The sequence below is a fragment of the Natrialba hulunbeirensis JCM 10989 genome (genome assembly GCF_000337575.1).
Taxonomy (GTDB): Archaea; Halobacteriota; Halobacteria; order Halobacteriales; family Natrialbaceae; genus Natrialba; species Natrialba hulunbeirensis.
In genome coordinates this window covers 57,430-81,043 of the sequence record NZ_AOIM01000034.1, presented here as the reverse complement: position 1 = coordinate 81,043, position 23,614 = coordinate 57,430, and the positions used below count along the sequence as shown (strand labels likewise).

21 protein-coding genes are annotated in these 23,614 nt (G+C 61.4%); 10 read left to right on the top strand and 11 right to left on the bottom strand.

From position 1 onward, the window contains the following. The first annotated feature begins 83 nt into the window (after positions 1 to 83). The gene (locus tag C483_RS10810; RefSeq protein WP_049912577.1) at positions 84 to 1,154 is read left to right on the top strand and encodes a S26 family signal peptidase; all 1,071 of its coding nucleotides are present in this window, start codon (positions 84 to 86) and stop codon (positions 1,152 to 1,154) included. 73 nt (positions 1,155 to 1,227) lie between these two features. On the opposite strand, the gene C483_RS10805 is transcribed toward C483_RS10810, so the two are convergent. Further along, on the bottom strand, positions 1,228 to 1,692 hold the full coding sequence (locus C483_RS10805; protein ID WP_006653395.1) for a hypothetical protein: 465 nt from the start codon (positions 1,690 to 1,692) through the stop codon (positions 1,228 to 1,230). Between the two features lie 106 nt (positions 1,693 to 1,798). Further along, positions 1,799 to 3,850, bottom strand: a complete 2,052-nt coding sequence (locus tag C483_RS10800; protein ID WP_006653394.1) for a Cdc6/Cdc18 family protein — start codon at positions 3,848 to 3,850, stop codon at positions 1,799 to 1,801. A 1,525-nt stretch (positions 3,851 to 5,375) separates the two neighbouring features. On the opposite strand from C483_RS10800, the gene C483_RS10795 reads away from it, so the two are divergent. The 5 genes from C483_RS10795 (at position 5,376) to C483_RS10780 (ending at position 8,682) form a co-directional block, all read left to right on the top strand. After that, positions 5,376 to 6,014 carry an Era-like GTP-binding protein gene (locus tag C483_RS10795; protein WP_006653393.1) on the top strand — a complete coding sequence of 213 codons (639 nt, stop codon included), beginning with the start codon at positions 5,376 to 5,378 and terminating at the stop codon, positions 6,012 to 6,014. A 6-nt stretch (positions 6,015 to 6,020) separates the two neighbouring features. Further along, entirely contained in the window at positions 6,021 to 6,428 is a 408-nt protein-coding gene (locus C483_RS10790; protein WP_004267523.1) for a DUF2073 domain-containing protein, read from the top strand. Positions 6,429 to 6,458: 30 nt separating this feature from the next. Beyond that, on the top strand, positions 6,459 to 7,721 hold the full coding sequence (locus C483_RS10785; protein ID WP_049912575.1) for an OapC/ArvC family zinc-ribbon domain-containing protein: 1,263 nt from the start codon (positions 6,459 to 6,461) through the stop codon (positions 7,719 to 7,721). An 83-nt stretch (positions 7,722 to 7,804) separates the two neighbouring features. Further along, entirely contained in the window at positions 7,805 to 7,894 is a 90-nt protein-coding gene (locus C483_RS21345) for a hypothetical protein (protein ID WP_006166207.1), read from the top strand. Then, on the top strand, positions 7,894 to 8,682 hold the full coding sequence (locus C483_RS10780) for a DUF7089 family protein (protein ID WP_006653391.1): 789 nt from the start codon (positions 7,894 to 7,896) through the stop codon (positions 8,680 to 8,682). Before C483_RS21345 ends, C483_RS10780 begins: the two co-directional genes overlap by 1 nt. A gap of 160 nt (positions 8,683 to 8,842) precedes the next feature. Here the strand turns inward: C483_RS10780 and C483_RS10775 are convergent, their stop codons facing one another. The 3 genes from C483_RS10775 to C483_RS10765 form a co-directional block, all read right to left on the bottom strand. Next, positions 8,843 to 9,421, bottom strand: coding sequence for a DUF7090 family protein (locus tag C483_RS10775; protein WP_006653390.1), 579 nt, complete (start codon positions 9,419 to 9,421; stop codon positions 8,843 to 8,845). Between the two features lie 181 nt (positions 9,422 to 9,602). Further along, a complete protein-coding gene (locus tag C483_RS10770; protein ID WP_006653389.1) occupies positions 9,603 to 11,192 on the bottom strand; it encodes an ABC transporter permease in 1,590 nt (529 codons plus the stop codon). A 136-nt stretch (positions 11,193 to 11,328) separates the two neighbouring features. Next, positions 11,329 to 12,465: an extracellular solute-binding protein gene (locus C483_RS10765; protein ID WP_006653388.1), complete on the bottom strand. Its 1,137-nt coding sequence runs from the start codon at positions 12,463 to 12,465 to the stop codon at positions 11,329 to 11,331. A 235-nt stretch (positions 12,466 to 12,700) separates the two neighbouring features. Here C483_RS10765 and C483_RS10760 point away from each other — a divergent pair, with 235 nt between their 5' ends. Continuing rightward, positions 12,701 to 13,381: a class I SAM-dependent methyltransferase gene (locus C483_RS10760; protein ID WP_006653387.1), complete on the top strand. Its 681-nt coding sequence runs from the start codon at positions 12,701 to 12,703 to the stop codon at positions 13,379 to 13,381. 204 nt (positions 13,382 to 13,585) lie between these two features. Here C483_RS10760 and C483_RS10755 read toward each other — a convergent pair whose 3' ends face one another. Next, positions 13,586 to 14,179, bottom strand: coding sequence for a DUF1684 domain-containing protein (locus tag C483_RS10755; RefSeq protein ID WP_006653386.1), 594 nt, complete (start codon positions 14,177 to 14,179; stop codon positions 13,586 to 13,588). Positions 14,180 to 14,449: 270 nt separating this feature from the next. On the opposite strand from C483_RS10755, the gene C483_RS10750 reads away from it, so the two are divergent. After that, on the top strand, positions 14,450 to 15,550 hold the full coding sequence (locus C483_RS10750; RefSeq protein WP_006653385.1) for a CPBP family intramembrane glutamic endopeptidase: 1,101 nt from the start codon (positions 14,450 to 14,452) through the stop codon (positions 15,548 to 15,550). Between the two features lie 40 nt (positions 15,551 to 15,590). Here C483_RS10750 and C483_RS10745 read toward each other — a convergent pair whose 3' ends face one another. Beyond that, the gene (locus C483_RS10745; RefSeq protein ID WP_006653384.1) at positions 15,591 to 16,379 is read right to left on the bottom strand and encodes a hypothetical protein; all 789 of its coding nucleotides are present in this window, start codon (positions 16,377 to 16,379) and stop codon (positions 15,591 to 15,593) included. A 133-nt stretch (positions 16,380 to 16,512) separates the two neighbouring features. Between C483_RS10745 and C483_RS10740 the strand changes: the two genes are divergently transcribed. After that, positions 16,513 to 18,885, top strand: a complete 2,373-nt coding sequence (locus tag C483_RS10740; protein WP_006653383.1) for an ATP-dependent DNA helicase — start codon at positions 16,513 to 16,515, stop codon at positions 18,883 to 18,885. Positions 18,886 to 18,971: 86 nt separating this feature from the next. On the opposite strand, the gene C483_RS10735 is transcribed toward C483_RS10740, so the two are convergent. Continuing rightward, positions 18,972 to 19,577 carry an SHOCT domain-containing protein gene (locus tag C483_RS10735; protein WP_006653382.1) on the bottom strand — a complete coding sequence of 202 codons (606 nt, stop codon included), beginning with the start codon at positions 19,575 to 19,577 and terminating at the stop codon, positions 18,972 to 18,974. Between the two features lie 102 nt (positions 19,578 to 19,679). Next, positions 19,680 to 20,417, bottom strand: a complete 738-nt coding sequence (locus C483_RS10730) for a GNAT family N-acetyltransferase (protein ID WP_049912574.1) — start codon at positions 20,415 to 20,417, stop codon at positions 19,680 to 19,682. A 183-nt stretch (positions 20,418 to 20,600) separates the two neighbouring features. Here C483_RS10730 and ilvA point away from each other — a divergent pair, with 183 nt between their 5' ends. Then, the gene (gene ilvA, locus C483_RS10725; protein ID WP_006653380.1) at positions 20,601 to 21,836 is read left to right on the top strand and encodes a threonine ammonia-lyase; all 1,236 of its coding nucleotides are present in this window, start codon (positions 20,601 to 20,603) and stop codon (positions 21,834 to 21,836) included. A gap of 47 nt (positions 21,837 to 21,883) precedes the next feature. Here the strand turns inward: ilvA and samp2 are convergent, their stop codons facing one another. After that, on the bottom strand, positions 21,884 to 22,144 hold the full coding sequence (gene samp2 / locus C483_RS10720) for a ubiquitin-like small modifier protein SAMP2 (protein ID WP_006653379.1): 261 nt from the start codon (positions 22,142 to 22,144) through the stop codon (positions 21,884 to 21,886). A gap of 119 nt (positions 22,145 to 22,263) precedes the next feature. Then, positions 22,264 to 23,430, bottom strand: a complete 1,167-nt coding sequence (locus C483_RS10715; RefSeq protein ID WP_006653378.1) for a bactofilin family protein — start codon at positions 23,428 to 23,430, stop codon at positions 22,264 to 22,266. Between the last annotated feature and the right edge of the window lie 184 nt (positions 23,431 to 23,614).

Sequence of the window (23,614 nt, the reverse complement as noted above, 5' to 3'; positions counted from 1 at the left end):
ACGAACTCGGGCCAGATCTGGGCGACTTCACGTGGTTCGACTGAGCAGAAGGTTGATTGTAGCCCCCAGCAAAAAGCGGGATGATGAGCGGCCCTGATCCCGGTGGGACTGACGACGATGTTGGTGACCGACGTCGCGATCACGATCGCGATCACGATTACGAAGACAGAGACAAAAACGGAGACGGAGACGAACACAAAGGCAATCGCGATCACAACACCAACCAAACCCCCGAGTCAGACACCGACGCCCCGACTGACTCGACCAGTACCAACACAGAACGGGAACCAACCCACCGCGAGGACGCCAGTGAACACGATCAAGCGGTCGAACCAACCGCTGTCGCGAGTGACACCGGCCGGCGCGACGACCGCGTGACTATCGAAGACGACGGCGTTATCCGCTGGTTTCTGCGCTCGAACGATGGATCAGTCGTCATCATCAGAGACATTCTGAGCAGTGTCGCGATCGTCGCCGCGATCGGCCTCCTGTTGTTCGCTGTGAGTGGGATCTGGCCACCGTTGGTCGCCGTCGAGAGCGGCAGCATGGAACCGAACATGGAACGCGGCGATCTCATCTTCGTCGTCGACGATGACCGCTTCGTCGGCGACGACCCCGCCGGCGAGACCGGTGTGGTGACACTCGAGAACGGCCAGAACGGCGGCCACGAGAAGTTCGGTGAGCCGGGAGACGTAATCGTCTTCATGCCTGATGGCGACCCAGGACAGACACCGGTGATACACCGGGCACACTTCTGGGTCGACGAAGGCGAAAACTGGGTCGACACGAAGGCAGACGAGGAAATCGTCGGCGGCGCAACCTGCAACCAGGTTCGGACCTGTCCAGCGCCACACGACGGGTTCGTCACGATGGGCGACAACAACAACGGCTACGACCAGTACCAGGGCGGAGCCGCGACGACGATCGTCCATCCCGACTGGGTGACCGGCAAGGCGATGTTCCGCATCCCGTGGCTCGGCCACATCCGCCTCGCGTTCGACGAATTCTTCGGCGGTATGCTCGGCCCGATCGCACCCGGTGCGACAGGACTGATCGACGGTGCAATGCTTGATCAGATGAGCAACGCCGGGATCGGTGTTGCTGCCAGCGCTGGCGTTGGAGTCGCGGCTGCAGCACACCGGTCCAGGACGTAATTCGGACAGGAACATCCGCTCAGGAATTTCGGACAGAAACAGACCACAGCCGGTCGTTCAAACCAAGACGCAATCAGTCGTTCTTGCCGGACTCGATCTCGAGTACCAGTGCCTCACGGTCGGTGAGTTCGTGGGCCGTTGGATCAACCGCCTCGCCGTCGACTTCGACTGCAATCGTCGTCTCTGAATCGCGGTCGTCGTACACCGTCCCGTCGAACGTCACCACGTTCGAATCGTCGACGCGCTCGTACTCGAAATGCGGGAGGAGGTTAAATCCCTCCGCGACGGTCACCCGTTCCTCGCCTTCCATGTACCAGTAGTCGTCGAACTCGTGGAGGTGGAAATCTATCGAGTCGTTGTCGGCGTGTTCGGCCTGGATCTTGTCCATCGACTCGATCGACTCGTCGTCGATGGTGATCTCGATCTCGCCGCGTTCGAACTCCTCAATTTCACCGTCGTGATCGTCGGAAAGACAGCCACTCAGCGCGAGAATACCGGGGAGGCTACCGAGTCCCGCGAGGACCGTTCGTCGCTGCATACTGGGGGAAAGCGAGTCCGGAGATATCCCTCCTTCGGACAGGCCGAGCGAGTGGGAACCTGGATCAGACAGGATAGGATAGAACAGAACAGGGACGCGCTTGCGGTCAGTTCTCGAACCGTGCCTGCACGAACGGCTGGATATCGTCGATATCCGAAAGTCTGGAATCAGAGAGCAGTACCGCCTCCGTCTCGTCGATCGGCACCGAGAGGCTGATCTCCTTCGTTCGGCCGTAGCGTCCCTTCGAGACGACGACAGCGTTGACGATTCCGAGCATGTCGAGTTCGCTGATCAGATCCGTCACACGGCGCTGTGTGAGGACATCCGCATCGATCTCCTCACAGAGGCGCTTGTAGATGTTGAACACCTCGCCCGTGTTGATGCTGTGCACACCGTTCTTTTCCAGAAGGATGATCGAGAACAGGACCAGTTTGCTCTGGGTCGGGAGAGTGCGGACGACCTCAACGACGCGGTCGAGTTCGATCTTGTCCTGCGCTTGGCGAACGTGTTCTTCCACGATGGTCTCGGCCTGCGAACGCTCGGCGAGTTCGCCCGCCGTCCGCAAGAGATCTAGCGCACGCCGCGCGTCGCCGTGTTCCTGTGCAGCGAACGCCGCACACAGTGGGATCACGTCTGCGGACAGTGCGCCCTCCTTGAACGCGACCTCGGAACGGTGCTGGAGAATATCCCGGAGCTGATTGGCGTCGTACGGCGGAAAAACAATCTCCTCCTCCCCCAGACTGGACTTGACACGCGGGTCGAGGAAGTCAGTGAATTTGAGGTCGTTCGAAATGCCGATAATCGAGACGCGGGAGTTCTCGAGTTCGGAGTTCATCCGCGACAGATTGTAGAGCGTGTCGTCACCGCTCTTCTCGACGAGTTTGTCGATTTCGTCGAGCATGATGACGACCACCCGCTCGTCGTAGTCGACAGCGTCGAAGAAGACGCTGTAGACACGATCAGTCGGCCACCCGGTCATCGGTACCTCTTCGAACGAATCCTTGTCCTCGCGAAGGGACTCGATCCGAGCGTCGATGTCGGCAACCGATTCGAAAGCGGTCTCCTCGAGTGGATGTGATGGCCGATTCGTAGCGCCACCACTGTACCCCTCTTGTTCGACTGGAGACTGTGAACCGTTTGCACCCTCAGATCCTCTCTGTCCAGGGTCGTTTCCAGTCGAAATGTTGCGGTGGTGTTCGGGTTCTGGCTGGGTCGACGGGGAGCCGGCGGCGTCCTCGTGGTCGGATTGTGCGGACGCCTCCTCATATGCCGTGACGTCGTCCCGAAGCGCCTGCAGCGATTCGATCTGATCGTCGATTCGCGCCTTGTTCTTCTCGATGAACTTGTTCGCGAGCTGTGCAAGCACGCGATACTGCGTGTCGGTGACCTCGCAATTGATGTACTCGACGTCACACGGGACGCTGTACTTCTGGGAGGTGCTCTCGAGTTCCTTACTGACGAACTTCGCGCTCGCGGTCTTCCCCGTCCCGGTCTTTCCGTAGATGAGGATGTTCGATGGTGTTTCGCCGCGGAGTGCGGCGACCAGAATGGTCGCCATCTTGTTGATCTGATCGCTTCGGTGGGGGAGTTCGTGTGGTGTGTACGACGGGCGAAGGACTTCCTTGTTCTCGAAGATCGGTTCGCCGCTCAGGAGGTCGTCGAACAGGCCCTGGTTCGAGTCCTCTTCACTACTGCCGAGGTCAGTGTCGCCGAAATCGGTCGAGAAGCCGTGTCTATTGTCCGTGTTGGTGGGTGTGCCGCCAGCGGTAGTGTGAGTATCAGTGCCAGCGCCGGCGTCGATCTCCGAATCGGTATCGGCGGCAGTACCAACGCTCTCGACGGACGTCTCAGTACTGACGGAGCCCTCAGTATCCACGGTTTCGGAATCGAGAGTATGGGTAGTTGATACCGGATCAGACTCACTAGATGCTGACTCGCTCGCAGTAGTCGTCGTCTCCGCTGCGGACGTGTTCTGGGCTGGTGGGTTTGGCGATCCATCAGCCGCCCCTGCAGCCGAACTCGAGTCGTGGTTCGAACTCGTGGACGAAGACGAGTCGGTCTGTTGAGAGGAACGGTCGTCGGCTGTGGAATCGTCCTCCTCTGACCCCATTTCTGTGTCCGTGTTCGAACCTGTTTGTTCCGTTTCGTCGTCTGACATTCGTCGTACACGTACCCCCTTGTTTCGAGTGCAGATCCAAACCCGACGGCAAGGATATAACGGTGTAGGCGAGCCAACGAGGCTGGTCTACTCTCCTACTGACCCGGTTCGGATCCAGTTGATGCAAACGAAACAGAGGAAGACGGTGATATTAAATTCTTCCCTTCCATTCACGGACGGTGAGCGATTCACAGAACAGAACAGTCAGAACGAACTACCCGACTCTCGGATGAAGTTGGTACTCGAGCGGGCGGAACAGTTCGTGCCGTGGTCGGTAGTCCATCATGCCGTGGGCGGTGGTCAACCTGATCGGGTGATTCGTTTGTTCGGGTGATCTGTGAGAGTATCTGGGACCGATTTCAGGGAGCTGTCGGTAGTCTGGAAAGATACGAGGGCGCGTACCCCGCGCCACCGTGCGCGGGAGTGAGTCCGTCCCCGGGTGGCCAACCACCACTGAGTCGGCGATTTTGTCCTAACACCGGGCATAATATGCCTGTGAAGAAGTCGCTGACCTGCAAGTAAAGTGTGTAACGTGTGCGTACGTGTAATAGTGTGTGCCTGGGTGTGAGTGAGAGTGCGGATGTGGATGTGGATTGTTGTCACGAGTATTGCCAGCAGCAATTCAAGAATCTTGTAGAGTGGAGGGACGATGCCCCCCACCCCTTCGTTTCAACTGGAGACGTGTGAGAGAGGGGTGGGGAGGGATGACTTCTAGAAGGACTGGATTTATAATGGTGGGTGAGAAATACGGTCCGTACCACTAGCAAATTGGTATTTTTACTAGAGGAGTTAGTTTTATTGCTAGTTGCTACTAGATCTGTCCCTTTCAGGGAGATCTGTTACTAGACCACCCGTACTCTCTGTTTTCTCCCGACAGACCCTCTGTATTTGCGTTCGAGGCGAAACAAGGGCCATCACAACCGATCGTCTGCCACTGTACTACCCTACACCCTCGTCACTCTCCAGTTGAAATGAAGGGGTGGGGGTGTTCAGAATACGCTATGTTCCGACACCATCTCCGAAATCTGACTACCTTAAATTAATCTAGCGCATTCTAGTCTATGTTAGTTACATCTAGTTGTTCGTGAGAAATACAATCTCTATCATTTTCGATCAACCTTTGTCGATCGTTGTCAATCTCTGTCAACCTCCTCTGAATCTCTATACACCTCCGATCGCACTCTCAGGCCACAAGCAGTTCACACCTCCAGCGGAATTCAACCCCAGTTCAGCACTCAGGTTCAGCAGCCATCTCTTCGGCTCAGAGTGTCGCTCCCGATGCAGTTCAGATTTCACCCTCCAGATACCGCTTAGACCCATCGGCGTCGCTTGGTCTCTGAAACACGTTCATCCCTGTATTTCGGTAATCCGTACCGTTGCAGCAACACCACAATTCGATTGTGCCGTCGAACCTGACAGCAATCTATGCTTTTTCGTCTGAAAATCAACACGTTTGACGTAGGCTTAAGTGAGTTCAGTCAGTAGTACGCGCAGATGCACCCCGCGGTGCTGGAGGGCCCTACAGATGGGACTGTTCACAGAACTCAAAGATAGTATCTCTCGGGTTACGGACCGCCTGTTCTCCGAACAGGAACCCAAACGAATCGGTATCTATGGTCCACCGAACGCTGGAAAGACGACGCTCGCGAACCGGATCGCTCGCGACTGGACTGGCGATGCGATCGGGACTGAAAGCCACGTTCCACACGAAACGCGGCGCGCGCGCAGGAAAGAAGATGTCGAGATCGAGCGCAACGGCAAGACGGTGACGATCGACATCGTCGACACACCCGGTGTCACGACGAAAGTCGACTACGAGGAATTCACCGACGAAATGGAGGAGGACGACGCAATCCGCCGCTCTCGTGAGGCGACCGAAGGCGTCGCCGAGGCCATGCACTGGCTTCGTGAGGACGTCGACGGCGTTATCTACGTCCTCGACAGCGCAGAAGATCCGATCACGCAGGTCAACACGATGTTGATCGGCATCATCGAGTCTCGGGACCTGCCTGTTCTCATCTTCGCGAACAAGATCGACCTGGACGACTCGAGTGTCAAGCGCATCGAGGATGCGTTCCCGCAGCACAAGACGATCCCGCTGTCCGCAAAGGAGGGTGAGAATATGGACGAAGTCTACGAGAATATCGCGGAGTACTTCGGGTGAGCACCGATGCCAACAGCAACTAACGCGGACGACTCCGATCCGCCGGACTCCGACGGTGTCCAGATCGATCTCATCAGCGGTGAGCGCATGGATAGCATGGCGACGATGGAGAAGATCCGGATGATCTTAGACGGCGTCCACGACGGCAATATCGTTATCCTCGAGGAGGGACTGACTCCAGACGAGGAGAGTCGACTCATCGAGGTGACGATGTCCGAGATCAGCCCGGACGAGTTCAACGGGATCGAAATCGAGACGTATCCCAAGTCGGAGACGCGCGACTCGTCGCTGCTTGGCCGACTCATGGGATCGGACGAAACCGAGGCGAAGTTGACGGTGATCGGCCCGGCGAACCAGATCGAGACACTCCACAAGGACGAAACACTCATCAGCGCGCTCGTTTCCCGTGATTAGCGCACAGCCAGTGAGGAGAGTGAGAGACTAATGCCACACGAATGCACGAACTGCGGTCGGACGTTCCCGGACGGCTCCAAGGAGATGCTTTCGGGCTGTCCTGACTGCAACGGGAACAAGTTCCAGTTCACGCCATCGTCTGCGACGAACGCGGATACAGCGTCGGATCCGTCTGGTGGCGCTGGTGCTGGTTCGCCCAATTCGTCCGATTCGCCCAGCTCAGCCGACTCCCCTGGCGGAGCCGGAACACGGAGTTCCGACTCCAACTCACCCCCAGATCAAGACACGGACTCGAGTGGTGTCACGAGCCGCGCAGCCGAAACGGTCCGCGACTGGGTTACTCGAGACGACACCGAGGATGCACCGGATCCCTCGTCGGCGTGGCCAACGTCGCCAGCGTCGGAGACGGATTCGAGTCCGTCGTCTGCTGATGCTGGTGGTCCCACCGAAACTACCGGTACTGCTGATACCACCAATACTGACAATACTGCCGATACCGCAGAGACCCTCGACCCGAACTCCAAACCTGCGCGCGGATCCAACGTAGACCCGAATTCGGAGACAGCGCCAGGATCGGAATCACAGTCGGATGACTTTGGCTCCTTCAAGGAGTGGCCGGATAGCGCCCGGCGTCCGGAGGATCGGTCGTCTGCGGGCGAAGCTGCCTCCTCTTCCTGGGAACAGGCATCTTCGTCCGCTCGTTCGTCTACCGACACAGACGAGGCAGCCAGCAGCGAGGGGTCTGCTTCGAGTGGACCACGCTCACGCCAGCAGCGGTCGGACTCGAGTTCGGAGACTGCGCCATCGCCATCGTCGTCGACGACGATGGCAAACAGCGAGAACACGGCGCAGTCGGATGCACGAAGCGAGTTCGTCCCATCGGACGAGTTGCCGACGGGGACGGCGACCAGTGCTTCGTCGCAGTCGACACCGGCGAGTGGTGAACACGGAGAGAGTGGTGCGGAACGCCACGAGTCTGTCGAGCGCCAGTCTGGTGAGCCAGCGGCGTCTGCGAACACAGAGCCCAGTGGCAATTCGGAGCAGCCAGCCGACGACAGTCCGCCGGAGCACGGTCGCGTCGTCAGCGAGCCAAGCGGCGAGAACCCGTCGATGGAAGAACTCCGGGAAGAACTCAACAAGCAGTTCGAGAGCATTCGGATCGTTCGTCCCGGTCAGTACGAACTCAATCTGATGGAGCTCTACAACCGCGAGGAGTACATTATCTCGTTACAGGAGGACGGTCGGTACGTGATCGACGTTCCTGATTCCTGGCGAGATGGCGGCGAAGAGTGAGCACAACGGTCGGCCGAGCAGAGTGAACCCACTGTTCGGCCGGGACAGATGGATTTAAGCGACGCGGGCGACAGTTCCCGACCATGAGCACTGCAACCAAGGTCGTCGTTACGACGGTCGCTGTATCGGCGCTGCTGTCGATCCTGCTGGTCTTCCAGAACGTTTTCGTCTGATGTTCGAGGCTCGCGACCTCTCACGCCCGGTCGAGGCAGTTCGAGACGAACACGCGCCTGACACTCTCGTCTTCGACTGCGAGCGCGACTTCGAGACACTCCCGCCGGCGCTCGCCGAGGATCTCGGTCTCGTGGTCGACACACTCGAGCCGGCGAACTATCCAGCAGCGTGGCTGCCCGAAGATGCACCCACGCTGCTGTCACGATACGCGAGTTCCGATCTCACGATCGGGATGCCAGGCGACGGGAGTGTCGTCTGGACGCGCCAGACGGAGCCGCCGCTCGTCCTCGTCAAGCCCCGAGTCGAGGGGTCGCCGGAGTCGTTCGTCGACTTCCTTCTCGCAGAGGCGTTCGTCGAACTCGGACTCGATGTTCCCGAGCACTTCATCGGCTTTTTCGAAGACGAGTATGCGGATCTCGATCAGGCGGTCGATCTCGACCCGAACAGCACCTACCAGATCGCGGCAGCGCTGTACGACGGCTGGCTCGGACTCCAGACCCGGGAAGTCTTTGCCGAGTGGCACGAGCAGTCGGACCGCGCAGAACTCGGTGACGCCTGGCAGGATGCGGGAACACGACTCGAGGACCGGGTTGCTGGACTCCCGCGTGCGGTCGCACGCGGCGAGACGGATTTTGCGGATGCGACCGAACTTGCCTGTGCGTCGATCAAGCACGCGATCGAGTTGCCGGCACCGTTCGCAGCACTGGATACGAGCGCCTACCGCGATCATGGCCCCGAGTATGCGATCCGGTGGGCGGAGAAGACGTTCGACGCGCTCGCGGAGTGATGGATTCGCCCTCCGAATAGTGGCACAACGGCATCTCTCCGAATAGTAGCAAAACGGTCGCTCTCCGAATAGTAGCACAACGGTCGCTCTCCGAATAGCACCTACCGTATCGATTCTCAGACTGACTGCTACTCGTTCGCTTGGTCGTCCAGAATGGGCGCTAGAACGCCGCGTCGACGTCGCCGTCTTCGTCGAGATCGATCACACCATCGAAGCGATCACGGAACGCCTCGACCAGTTCCGGTTCATGGGGGTCTTCCGAGACGTGAAAGAGCCCGACTGCATCGTAGGACTCGAGTAGGTCGAGAATGCGGTCGACCGCTTCGAGGGCTTCGTCGTCGCCGGCGTAGTAGGCGAGTTCGGTGATCGAATCGAAGCTGAGCCGCAGTTTGCCGTCGTGACTGTCGAGGAAGCCGTCGATGTGTTCGATGATGCCGTCGACATCGTCGGGAGCGGCGACGTAGTGGACGGTGTCGCTCTTGCGACGGGAGTAGCCGTGTTCGATGCTCAGGGTATCTAAAATCTCGGCGCGCTCCTCGTCGACGTCGTAGTACTCGAGTTTCTGCTTGACTTCGCGGGCAGTGGTTCGCGTGGAGACGACGAGGAAGTGATCGGTGTCGGTTTTGAGGAAGTCGGTGTCGATGCGGTCCGTTTCGCCGGTACTCGGGTGGAGCAAGAGAATGCCTGTGCCGCCGGGTACGCTGTCCGGTGTCTCCTCGATCTCGAGTGTGTAATCCATACTGCAGTGAACAACTGCTGGAACGGACTTAATAGTGAGGATCTGTGTGAATGTGACACCCTTGGTGAGTGTCGTGAACCGATTTACTGTGGGTCTCGTGAAATGATTTCTGTGTTGCTGTGGAGCAACTGCGCTGTCAATGAGAGCTGCGCTGTCAACGAGAACTGCGCTGTCAACGAGGTTACTGCAGGTCAGAATCTTCCTGCCGAAGCAGAATAATCATCGACAGCCCGGAGATGAGGACGAGAATGAGCGCAGGCAAGGCGGCATACCGATAGTGTGCCGTTCCGTGTGCACCCCAGATAAGCGTCACCAGCGTCTCCATGCCGATCGGCTGCAGCATCAGCGTCGCCGGCAATTCCTTCATCGTCGTCAGGAAGACGAGGACACCGCCGGCGACGACCCCCGGAGCGATCAACGGCAGCGTTACCCGTCGAAACGTCTCGCCACGGCTAGCGTTGAGCGTCTTGGCGGCCTCCTGGAGCTGGTCGTCGACCTGCAGTACGGAGGTCCGAATATTGCCAACCGCCTGCGGGAGGAATCGAACGACGTAGGCGAAGACCAACAACACGATACTCTCGCGGTAGATGAACGAGAGATAGCTCGACCCGAAGAACACGAGTGCAAGCCCGATAACGATTCCCGGAACGGCGAATCCGACGTAGGTAACCCGTTCGAACAGTCGCGCGAGCAACGAATCAGAGCGAGCCGAGAGGTAGCCGACCGGCAGCGCGAACGCACAGGCGACGAGCGCCGCCAGCACGGCGAGCACCATCGAGTTCAGCGCGTACTCGAGTTCGAACGCGTACGCGGTCGTGGCGCCGCCGGTTCCTCGGAGGAGCCAGACGCCGAAGATGGCGACCGGGACGACGATCGTCACGATACCGAGACTCGCGATTCCGCCCATCGTGGGCCACTTCCAGGTACCGAGTCGAATCTGTGAGCCGCGACTGTCGCCGCTGCTTGCGTCTTCGTCTCGGCCGACGCGTGCCTCGAGCAAGAGCACGAGCCCGGTGACTGCGAGGAGCTGGAGTGACAGCAGGGCGGCGTACTCGACGTTGATCGCGCCGTACTCCCAGTAGATGGCGCTCGTGAAGACCTCGGTCTGCATGAACGCTGGCGTCCCGAAATCGGAGATGGCGTAGAGTGCGACGAGCAGCGAGCCGGCGGCGATGGCCGGCCGAATCTGGGGGAACGTTACGCGGCGAAACGCCTCGAATCGGTCGGCGTTGAGCGTCCGGGCGGCGTCGACGAGCGAGGCGTCCATCGAGAGCAGGGCGGCCCGAGTCGTCAGGAACACGTACGGGTAGGTATAGAGCGTGATGATCAGGACAGTACCCCAGAAGCCCTGGATGTTCGGCATCGCCATGCCGAGAACGGACTCGAGTTCGCCGTGCTCACCGAAGGCAGAGACGAACGCGAACGCGCCGATGTAACTGGGGATGACGAGCGGGAGCGCGGCGACGACGGTCCAGAACCGTCGGTAGGGGAGGTCAGTTCGCGTCGTGACGATTGCGAGTGGCACGCCGATCAGCATAGAGAGAATCGTCACGCTGGCCATGAGCCCGAGGCTGGTAACGAGAATCTCGGCGGTGCGCGCCGAGACCATGAGTTCGAAGCCTCGTGCCGGTTCGACTTGCGCTGCGCGCTGGCCGATCCAGAGCAGCGGTGACGCGACGAGGAGTGCAATGAGGCCACTCAACACGAGTAGCCAGGAGAGCGAGTTCTGCCCGGCCGCGTCAAACAGTTTCTGCAGTCGGTTCGAGGCCACGGGTGATACTCGGTCAGAGTATTTTGCCGGGAGGGATTTAGGGCTTCCTAAACCACTGATGACAGCGAACGGACTGGTCTGGACTGGACAGTATCCAATCTCCCGATTCGAACTGTCTACGTCCGGGCGCCGCCGGTCACATCATGCCTTCTTCGCGGAGCAGGTCGTTCGCCGGCTCGAGATCGCTGAGCTGATTCAGGTCGAACTCGAGTGGGTTGATCTCCTCGAGCGTCGGTAGTTCGCCAACGTAGTCGACGCCGTCGATGACGGGGTACTCGCCGTTCGTGTCGACGAAGAACTCCTGTCCTTCCGCGGCGATGACGTGGCGGGTGAACTCGGCGGCGAGGTTCGGCTTCTTGTTCTCGCCATCGAGGATGGCGACACCGGAGACGTTGAACAGACAGCCAGGATCGTTGTTGGTGAACGTGACGTCGATTGGAGCGTCGGGATCGTTGCCGACGATTCGGCCGGCGTAGTACTGGTTCCCGAGAGCGACCTGCTGCTCGCCGTTTGCGACTGCTTCGGCCTGCTGGGAGCCGCTGTTGTACAGCGTTGCGTTCTGGTCGTCGACCATACTGCTGACCCAGTCGCGGGTGGCTTCTTCGCCTTCCGCTTCGATCATCGCGATGATGAACGAGCGGAAGGTGCCGGAGTTGGGTCGTGTCGAGATGATATCCTGGAACCGTTCGTCTTCTGCGTACTCGAAGATGTCGTCCGGCAGTTCCTCTGCGTCGAACTCGTCAGTGTTGTACTGAATCGCACGAACACGTCCGGATGCACCGGTCCACTGGCCGTCGGAATCACGGTAGTTGTCGTCGACGGCACCGATAACGTCCTCGGGAAGTTCGCGTGCGAGTCCCTCCGCTTTGACACGGGCGAGTTCGCCAGACGATTGCGTGTAGTAAAGGTCCGCCGGACTGTTCTCACCTTCCTCGAGCAGGCTGACGAGTTGGTCGTCTTCATCGTCGTAGTCGTCACGAATCTCGAAGTCGTCGTAGCGCTCCTCGAGTGCGTCGAACAGTGGCTGGATCTGGTCCTGGCTTCGTGCGGAGTAGATCGTGAGCTCTCCTTCGAGGTCGCCGAGGTCGTCCCAGGAGACGGCAGACGATTCGACGGCGGCAGCCTGTGGCCCGTAGTCGTCGAACGGGTCCTCTCCGGAGCTTCCCATACAGCCTGCGACGGTGAGACTGCCGATCGAGACCGCCGTTGCGCCCAGAAACCGCCGTCGATTCATCGCTGTTCCCATTGATCCGTCGGTGTCGCGCCGTTCCATACATTGTTTTAGGTCGACCTAAAACACATATAGCTTCCGATTAGCAGCGAGTATATCCTCGAAAATCGATGGAGAGCAGTCGCTGTTCGGCGGCCAACACCGATGCCCACGGCATTTCGGCCGGCCTAAACCTCTCCACGTTCATCTTTTTAGGCGATCCTAAAGTATCTGTCGCCCCCGTCTCGCGCCGACAGAAGTCGAATCCATTTTGCGCCAGTAGCCCTGCACTTCCTGCATGAGCGTACGCGAGGAGTTCGACGATTGGGCGACGAGCGGTCGCGACCGAGGGATGGAAGAGCGCCACTGGCACACGGCAAAGCACGCACTCGCACGGATGCCGGTGGAGGCCGGCGATACCGTCCTCGACCTCGGCTGTGGGAGCGGCTACGCCGGCCGTGCACTCCGAGATACCAAGGACGCAGGACGAATCTACGGGCTCGACGGCTCACCCGAAATGGCCCACAACGCCGCGGGCTACACGCAGGACCCGCAGGTCTCGTACGTCGTCGGCGACTTCGGCTCGCTCCCCTTCGGTGACGACACTATCGATCACGTCTGGTCGATGGAGGCGTTCTACTACGCCGCCGATCCCCACGAAACGCTCGCCGAAATCGCTCGCGTGCTCCGCCCCGGCGGCACCTTCTACTGTGCGGTCAACTACTACGAGGAGAACGTTCACTCCCACGAGTGGCAGGAAAAAATTTCGATCGAGATGACTCGCTGGGACCGCGACCAGTACCGCGAGGCCTTCCGTGACGCCGGACTGTACGTCGCCGAGCAGGACAACATTCCGGACCGCGAGATCACGATTCCCGCCGAAGCCGAGTTCCCGGTAGACGACTGGGACACCCGCGCGGAGATGGTCGAACGCTACCGCGAGTTCGGGACGTTGCTCACGGTCGGCGTCGCACCGTAACTACGTCGGCGTCGCACCATACCGACACCACCGTCACAATTGTCGCCGACAAACCCGCAGAGACCAAAACCCCCCTATTTCCACTCGAAGTCTGTCACACCCCACCACCAGCCTGGAAACAGTGCTTCCGTTCCAGTGGAAACAAGCCTGTTCGTGTTGCCCAGCTAACTTTCAACATCATAGCGGTGGTCGACACCAGTTCGGTTACTCGAATCGCTCACCCGCCGGAATCGTCACGTCGAGCCAGTTTTCCTTCGGCGGGAGCGGGCAGTCGTACGTCTCGCTGAACGCACAGAACGGCGTGTACGCCAGATTAAAATCGACGACTAACTCGTCGCCCGTCTCGAGATCACGATCCGCCGCCAGTTCCATGTACCGACCCCCCTCGTAGCTCTGCTGGCCCGTCGTCTTGTCCCGGAACGGAATGAAGTACGGCTCCTGGTTCGGACTCTCGAGTTGGTACGCCGCAAGTGACGTACTGACGTTTTCGAGTTCCTCGTCCGCGCGCTCGAGGTCGAACTCGAGTGTCGCCACGCGCAGGTATCGCATCTCGCGTCCGGTCGTCGTGTCCATGAGCACGACTTCGGGGTCGTCGTGGACCGCGGCGCTCGCGGTGACGCGGTACTCCGGATTCGGGTCGAAGTACTCGAGTGCCTCGAATTCATCGCGTTCCTCCGGTGGGACGGGTGACTGGGGGTGGCTGGCGAAGAACTCGTTTTTCTCTGCGCGCTTCTTCTCGAGTTCGGTGCGCCACTGCTCGGTGTCGATGTCGTGGGTCGAATCGCTCGTGTCGCTCATGGGTGGTGTTCGGGGTGGTGACGGGTGTGTGTTGTGCTCTGTGGTTCGTGGTGGGGGTGTAGCGTTTGTGTTCCGTGGTGGGGGTGTAGCGTTTGTGTCCCGTGGTGAGTATGCGTACTGTTTGTCTCGTGAGAGTGCGTACGCCGAACAGTGATTCTGGCTCTCGTCACCTGTTTCCGAGCGGGGGAGACGGTGCAATACTTATTCTCACGGGACGTACAGTTCAGCCATGTTACAGCACGCCGACGGTTCGACGCAGACACAGGAGGGATGGCTGTGACCGAGCGCGATAGTGGCTCTGGTTCTAGACCTGACCCCGGTCCCGCTCCTGATCCCGGACGGCGGCCAATCGCCGTCTTCCTCGGTTCGCTCGTCGTGCTCTCGGGAGCGTTCGTGCTCGTTTCGCAGGCGCTCGACGTGAGTATGGTCGCGCTCGCGCCCGCGTATATGTTCACACCGATGCTCGCCGGGATCGCAACCTGCATGGTCGGCTCGCCGTCGTTCGAGGCTGCTGGTCTTCGATTCCCGTGGCAACGACTGCGCTGGCTCGCGATCGCCGCAATCGTCCCGATCGCACTTGTCCTGCTCGGCATCGCCATCGCGCTCGCGCTGCCCGGCGTCGAGTTCGTGCCCGACGCGAACCCGTTCACGGGTGAGGGAACGGAGTTCGCACCGGCCGACCCCGCGGATCAGCCCGAGGGGCCGTCGCTGCCAGACTGGCCGTTCAACTTGCTCGTGACGATCGTCGCCGCACTCATCACCGGCGCGACGATCAACGCCGTCCTCGCGTTCGGCGAGGAGTTCGGCTGGCGTGGCGTGTTCCTGACGGAGCTGTCACCCTACGGCTTCTGGCCGGCGTCGGCCGCGATCGGCGTCGTCTGGGGGCTCTGGCACGCGCCGGTGATCCTCGAGGGGTACAACTATCCGACAACCGATCCGCTCGTCGGCGTCGCCGTCATGACCGCGGCCTGCCTCGCGATGTCGCCGGTGTACACCTACATCACGATTCGCGCCAAATCGGTGATCGCGCCGGCGATCTTCCACGGCACGTTCAACGCCTTCGGCACGACGCTGATCGTCTTCGCACAGGGCGGTTCCGAACTCGTGGTCAACCCGGTCGGTGCGGTCGGCATCGCGGTCTTCGGACTCGCTGCGGTCGCCATCGCAGTCCGCGGAACGCCGTCGTTGACGCGCGAGTGGGCGCTTGTAGAGGACGAGAATAGTGGGGACGACGACTTCGGGGACAGTGACGAGGAGTCGCACTTCGGGAGCGAATCGACAACCGAATTTGACGGTGGAGACGTCGGAGAGGGTGGAAACAACGGTAACGACGGCGACACCGGTGACACCGGCAACACTGGTGGACAGTAGCTCTTCCTTCGCTCCCACCCACCCGATCCGAACGGTCAACCTACTCCGATCGTTCTGACTCCCCACCCACGTAGGACACCTCGATCCGACGAGATAGCGACACGAGCAGCGCGATCCCCAACAGCGGCGCGATATACCGCAGCGCAGACGCGAGCGAACTCGAGTCCCACGGCGAATCGTCGACCTGCTGGCTCTCGTACACCCGGTAGCGAGTACCGTCCTCGAGTTCGATCGGTGTCTCCGGGATGTCGACGGCGGCGCGAGTGGTCGTTGCCCCCTCTCGTGCGGCTTCGGCGACGGTCGGATGGAGAACCTCGTCGGTTACGTCGACCGAGATTCGCTGTAGCGCGTCGTCTGGGTTTGTGGGTTCGAGGGACAGTTCGACCCTGTGCATCCCGTTTCGCTGTTCCGACGCGTTCGTTTCATACGTGGGCTCGTACACCTGCCTGTCGAGTTGGACGTACTGGTAGTAGCCCGCCAGATACGGTCTTGCCGGTGGCGTGTGGCCCACTCCTTCCGTCCACATTCCGGCTGGTACCGCCTGCCCGTCGAGCACCTGCTCCTCGAGTGCACAGGCTCGCAGGTCGCCAGCCCAGCCGGCGCAGTCGATATCCTCACTGATCGGTGTCAGGGCCGGTACATCGTCTCGGTCGGCGTATTCGATTGTACTGTCGTTGGTCGTCACCGCCGCGCGGTCGAACTCGTGGGCCGGCTCGCCGATGTGAAACGTTGCAACCAGGAACGGGCTGGTGAGGAGACAGAGCGCGAGCAGGGAGACCGCGAGGTCGCGGTAGAACGGGGAATCGCCACCAGGGTCAGGGAGGGACATTACGGTCTTTGACTGTCGGCACGATATAAAAACCGTTGAATTGACACGATTCGCTGTGCGGAGGTTTATATCCGATCCCGCACCGAGAGTGGTCCGTCAACGCTTTGGCCACCCGACCATGAGTACGGGAAGAATGACGGACTGGCGACCGATCTTCGGTCACGCCGAGCCCTACGACGAGCAGGTCGACGGCATCGACACCGCCGTCGACGCGGCCCGTGACGGTGGATACACGGTCATCGAAGGAGCCTGCGGGACGGGGAAGACGATGATCGCGCTCACCGCCGGTATCGACCTCGTGCGCGACCCAGACACCGACTACGAGCGCGTCTTCGTCCTCACTAGCGTCAAACAGCAACTGCGCCAGTTCGAAGCCGACCTCGAGACGATCAACGAGAACTTGCCCGCCGACTGGGACCCCGTTTCGGGGCTCACACTCGTCGGGAAGGCCGACGTCTGCCCGTACAACCGGGCCGGCGCGGGTGACATCGACGACAGCAACGTCTACGACCGCTGTGAGACCCTCCGCGATCGAACACGGGACCTGACCGGCGAGGGCGGCGAGACGACCGCCGCCGCACTGACCGCCAGCGCACGCCAGCAACAGACGGGGCTCGCCGACAGCGGCCGCTCCGGTTCTATGGGACGATTTCTCGAAACTGCCGGCGAGACGGCTGCCTACCCGCCAGAGATGGCGACCTACTCCGATGGCGGGCCGGTGAGCGCCGAGACTGAGTTCTGTCCGTTCTACGCGCAGTACCTGGAGGACTTGCCAGACGAGGGCAGCGACGGAGACGCAGTCGAAGCGGTCCCCTACGACCTCACCGACGCGGGGATGATCACGCCGGAGGACCTCGTCGCGCGCTCGGTCCGCAACGGTACCTGCCCGCACTCGGTCATGGGCGCTGCACTCGCCCACACCGAGGTCGTCATCGGAAACTACTACCACGCGTTCGACCCGCGAACGACCGGTTCGTTCACCGGCGCGCTGCTCGACGATTCCACGTTCGTCGTCTGTGACGAGGCCCACATGCTCGAACCGCGCGTGCGCGACCTCGTCAGCGACGGGGTCGCCGACACCACGCTCCGGGACGCCGAAACCGAACTCTCGCGCGTTATCCAGCCCATCAAGTTCGAACGCGAGGGCCGCCAGGCAACCGGTGGCTCCCAGACCGCCGATGCCGACCTCGTCCGCGCCGAACTCCAGGACAGCGACGTCACCTACGACGAACTCAACCGGACACTCGAGTTCATCCGCGATCTCAGAGACGAACTCGACCGCCGTGTGACCGCCCATCTCGACCGGAAACACAGGGGGTGGCGGTCGGATCTCACCGACCTCCCTGACGAAGAGATTCCACTCCGTGACCCCGGGGAGCCGGCCGAAGACAAACTCTCGGAGTGGGCGAGAGAGGCGGGCTACGGCGACGCCGACTGGGTCCGCGTCGAGGCTGTCGGCGCTGTCGCCGCACGAATCCTGAACGAGGCCGAAGACGAAGACCGGACGCGGGCCGCACCCGCCGTCGGCCGCGTGCTGGGCGAGTGGTACCGCTGCGGTCACACGGAGTACTTCCGCGAGATCGAACTCGAGCGCACCTGGAACGACACGGAGCCGGCGGACTCCTGGCGACGGGCCTACACCGCTCGTATCGCGCTGCACAACTGCGTCCCAAGCGACGCCATCGGCGACCGCCTCGCGGCCTTCGGCGGCGGCATCCTGATGAGCGCGACGCTGGAGCCGATGGACGCCTTCACCGAGGTCACGGGACTCGAGTACCTCGCCCGCGAGGAGGATCGACCGGTCGTCGAACGACGATACGGGCTGCACTTCCCCGAGGAGAACCGCGAGAGCTTCGCGGTCGCCGCGCCGAAGTTCACGTACGACAACCGCGGCAGAACGGGCGACGAGAATCCGACGCGGACCCATTACGCCGACGCAATCACACAGGTTGGTCAACTTCCGGGCAACGTGCTCGTCGGCATGCCGAGCTACGCTGAGGCCGAGTGGATCGCCGAGATTCTCGAGGACCGTCTCGAGAAACCCGTGCTCCGCGACGCTTCGAGCGACGACGAGGCGACGGAGTCACTCAAGAGCGAGTTCTTCGCGGGCGAGGGGAAGGTGCTCGTGACGAGTCTCCGCGGGACGCTGACGGAAGGTGTCGACTACAGCGGCGACCGTCTCTCCGCTGCGGTCGTCTGTGGCGTTCCGATCGTCAATACCTCGAGTCCGCGGACGAAAGCGGTGCGTCGCGCCTACGACGACGCGTTCGGCGACGGCTTCACCTACGCGCTGACGATTCCCGCGGTTCGGAAGGCTCGGCAGGCGATCGGTCGGGTGATCCGCTCGCCCGAGGATACGGGCGTCCGCGTGCTGTTAGACGAGCGCTACGCTCGCGATAGCTGGGACTCCGTCGTTCCCTTCCTCCCGGACGACGACGAGTTCCAGACTGTGAGTCCGGACATGCTCGAGTTCGGGTTGGATCGGTTCCAGTCGAAGCTGTCCTGATCAGCGACGCTCTGCTCAGTCCAGTATATTTTAGCTGACAGCCCAGCGATGTTTAGTTTGGTGTGTTCAGGCCGCAGGCCGACTGCTCAGCGACGGTCGGTGAGCTCGGTCTCGCCGTCGCTCGCGCGGTTTGTGTTGGCCCCGTCACCGCCGTCGAGCTGTGCCTCGACCCGTCGCTCGAACTCCTCCTCGCTGATCTTGCCGGCTGTGTACTGCCGCTTGAGCTCTTCGAATGGGTCACTCGATTCGGACCCGGAGTGGCTCTCGTCTCGAGTTGAGTGAGACCGAGCCCCCGCCGCCGGTGTTCCGGTCGGTGGCGAAGTGTGTCCCGTGGTCGAACCACTAACGGACGTGGTCCCCGTCGATTTCGACTCGCCGGTTACCGACTCGGCGTACGCTTCCGTCGACTCGACGTTCCCGATGAGCGAGAGGTAGATCGGCCAGAGCATTAGTACGGCGAACACCAGCATCGCAACTGACGCGCCGAGTAGTGCCGGTGTCCAGAACAGCACTCCGAGTGTGACCCCGCCGCGTGGTATCTCGAGGAGAGCGATTAACAGGAACCAGAATCCAATCGTCCCGATCGGTGCACCGAGGAGGAACCGGCCGAGCGATCCATCCGGTGTATACTGTTCGACGAGCGCGTGCCACTCTCGACGACGCGAGTTCGAACCGGGTCGACGGGGAGCCATACCGTTACGACAGCGAGCCGATGTATTAGTTCCAACTGTTTCTCACAACGATCGGGACCGATGGAACCGTCTCCCTCTCGACTGACTCGCCGAACTCGAGTACTACCGATCAGTCGCCGAGTCGGTTTCGCTGTCTGTGTTGCTGTTGGTGTTGGTGTCGCTGTCTGTGTTGCTGTTGGTGTCGGTGTCGCTGTCTGTGTCGGTGTCGCTGCCAGTGTCAATGTCCGACTCGTCGTCGGTGGCGACGGCGATGCCACGAAACTGATCGGCTCCGGTTGCGTTGTCGTGCCCGCCTAATTCGGCCGACCCGGCTTCCTGGCTCACCTCGATTGGCTCGATCGCAAACCCAAGCGACTCGTAAAAAGGCCGTACATCCGCATCGAAGTGTGCCGTCACTCGTCGCTCGGGAACGGACTCGGACTCAGACTCGGATTCGGACTCGAGTACGCACGTGACGAGCGCCCGTCCGATTCCCTGTCCGCGGTGGCGTCGTCGGACGGCGATTGCGGCGATGTGTGCGCTCTCGCGGGCCGGTTCTATGGACTCGTTTGTCTCGGCAGCACCCTCTGTTCCAGTACTGCACCCGTCTGTTTCGGGTGGAACCGGAGCCAGAACCAGCGTGCCGAGGATTCGTTCGTCGGCTCGCGGGCTGGCTTCCTCGGATTCTGGCGTGTGGTTGGAGTCAGTCGAACCGCCCTGCCAGTCGCCGGCAACGAGTACGTCTCCCACCGCAAGCCGTGTCTCGAGGTCCCCAAATGTGAGCATCGCGGCGTCGAGAATGCGACGGATCTCGAGTTCGTCCGCGGCTGTGGCGGTGCGGACGTGGATGTCGCCAGCCATGTAGTCGTGTTCGTCGTCGGGTGTCAACAGTGCGTTGGTTGGTGAGTTCGTCGTCGCCGGTGCTGTACTGTACCGTACTATACCGCGGTCGTAGTTTGTGGCTCGTGGTCAGGATCACGACTTTCGGCGTGCAACCCGAACTATTATTCCCGATTGCTGGGATGAGGTACTTAACGCTGTACAATGGTGCAACATTCAGACTCTGTCGATATCGCCGATATCGAGGCCGCTCGCGACCGGTTCGACGACGAGTCGGTTGTTAAGCGAACGCCCGTCGAGCGGAGCACGTCGCTCGACGAACTGACCGGTGGCGAGGTGTTCCTCAAGATGGAGCACCTCCAGTGGACGGGTTCGTTCAAGACCCGCGGCGCGTACAACAAGATCGCACAGTGCGTTGCCGAGGACGGGACCGACCGCGTCGTCGCCGCGAGCGCGGGCAATCACGCCCAGGGGGTCGCACTCGCCGCGACGAAACTCGGTATCGACTCGACCATCGTCATGCCCCGGACCGCACCACAGGCGAAGGTCGATGCGACGAGAGGGTACGGCGCGGACGTCGAACTCGTCGGCACCGACTTCCGCGAGGCGATGGACTTCGCCGAAGACCTCGTCGACGGCACGGACGTCGAGTTCGTCCACGCCTACGACGACCCGGCGATCGTCGCCGGACAGGGTACCCTCGGCCTCGAGATGTACGAGGACCTGCCGGAGGTCGACACTGTCGTCGTCCCAATCGGCGGCGGTGGCCTCATCGCCGGCATCGCGACCGCGTTCGCCGAGCACTCGCCTGAGACTCGTGTCGTGGGTGTCCAGGCAACCGACGCGGCCACCGTTCCCGATAGCCTCCAGAAGGGTGCACCGATCTCACTCGAGTCGGTGAACACGATCGCCGACGGCATCGCGACCGGCGGCGTCTCGGAGTTGACGCTCTCGCTCATCGAGGAGCACGTCGACGACGTGGTGACGGTGACCGACGGTGAAATTGCACGAGCGATTTTGCTCCTTCTCGAGCGTGCAAAGCAGGTCGTCGAGGGGGCTGGCGCGGCCTCGGTTGCAGCGATTATCAGCGACGAACTCGACGTCGAAGGCGAGACGGTGATGGCCCTGCTCTGCGGCGGGAACCTCGATATGACGATGCTCCAGACGGTGCTCGTCCACGCGCTTTCCGATCGGGAACAACTGCTACGGCTTCGCGTGCGAATCGACGATCAGTCAGGCAAAATGGAGGAGATTTCGGGCGTCATCGCCGACCATAACGCCAACATTCAGACGGTGCGCCACGACCGCTCGGCGCCGGAACTCGATGTCGGCGAGGCGCACCTCGACTTCCAGATCGAGACCAGCGGCGCGGGACAGGCGCGGGCAATTATCCGCTCGATTCGTGATCACGGCTACGAGGTAACGCACGTCAACGCCTGAGGCTCCGTCGTCTCGCGGTAGTGTTGGCTATCAGCTACCGGCCACGGCTACCGACTCCCACCCTTAATCAACCGCAACACCGTCACCTGCTCGCTCTCGACCGGTTGATCCTCCGGCACTGGCCGTCCCTCAACCAGCACGCTCACCTCGTGGGGACTCAAGTCGATTTCTCGAAGCAGGTCGGCATACGTCGGTTTTGCTTCTTTGTCTTCAGCAGTGTCTGCACTCGAGTCGCCACCGATCTCACGGAGGTCGGCGAGCGAAATCTCGTGTGTCTCCTCGCCTTTGACGTCGACGGTGACGCGCATGGATGGTGTTACGGCGGGTGAAACTTGAGCACGTCGTTCGCCGTTCGTTGTTCGCCGTTCGCTGTTCGTTGTTCGCGGCCGTCGCGCTCCCTGAACGGCGACAGAGAGATTCCGTGACGTTAGTCAGTTGTCGGGTCGTCCTGATCGAATCCGTCGCGGCCGTCCGGATCGCGTCGGCGCGGCTGGTCGCGCCGCGGGCCGGGATGGGAGTACGGCTGTGGGTCCCGCTCTCGGCGCTGTTCGCGACTCGTTCGCCGGTGCTTGACCAGTGCGAGAGCGAGCGCACCGAGCCCAAGCAGGAAGAACAGGAAGTTCAACAGCCCGCCGATCCAGGGGATCTGCGCGAGGAGTGCGCCGCCGACCAGCCCGACGACGAGGGCGAGCCACCGGTTGTCGATCCCGCCGGCGGAGAGCAGCCACGCTGCGACGGCGAAGCGGCCGTAGATAATTCCGACCCAGATGATCAGTGCGAACAGGAGTCCGCCGACGAGCGAGAACGGGATGCCGACGATCGTGATCGCAAGCGCGATCAGCAAGAGCGGGACGCCGATGAGCACACCAAGTCCAACCAGACCGGAGCGGACGGGCTTCTGAGAAACCTGGCCCGCCACGGAATCGGAGAACCGCGGGAAGATAGCGAGCAGCGCGGCTCCGAGGAGCAGGTTCAGCACGAAGATGTACGCCGAGGCGAGCAGCGATCCGATCGGCTCGAACGTCGGGGCCCACTCGCCGCCGAGCGTGGAGTCGTACTCGATTTCGCCTGCGACGGCGTCAGTGTTCCCCTGGAGGTCGCCGCCGTAGCGCAGGTCACCGCCGATCGCGGCCTCCTCGCCGAGAGTCGTCGTTTCGGCCCCGAGTTCGGCGTCGCCGTCGATCGTTCCGTCGATGGCCACACTCCCCGCGCCGGCGGCGAGGCTGCCACCGATCGTTGCACCTTCGGCGATTTCAAGTCCGCCAGTCGCGGCGTTGACGTCACCGCCGATGTCGCCGGTGATCGTGACGCTTCCGGCGCCGGCCTCGACGTCGCCACCCACGTTGCCATCGATTCGAACGTCACCCGCGGCAGCGCTGACGTCTCCGGTGACCGTTCCCTCGACGACGACCGTGCCACCGAAAGCGTTGAGACTGTCGACGGTCTCGTCAGGTCCGATGGTGATGGTCCCCCCGGCGCGCGTCTCGGACTGTGCGGCGACGGGTGCCGAGAACGCAGCACAGCCGACGAGGACAACGACGAGGAGGACGAACGCGGTCGAGCGCCTCGACCGTCCATTGGTAACACCTTCCATATCACCCATTCACCGTGAGTGGTGAAAAACCTGTCATTCGGTAAACGTCTGGACCAGTTCGTTTCCGGGACGATTGATGACCACACATGTCGACCGTGTCGTACACCGCTCAGGGTGACAGTGCCCTCCGATTCGCAGTCAGGGCCCGTCGCGCACCATCGTTCGGTCGATTTATCTTCGGCCC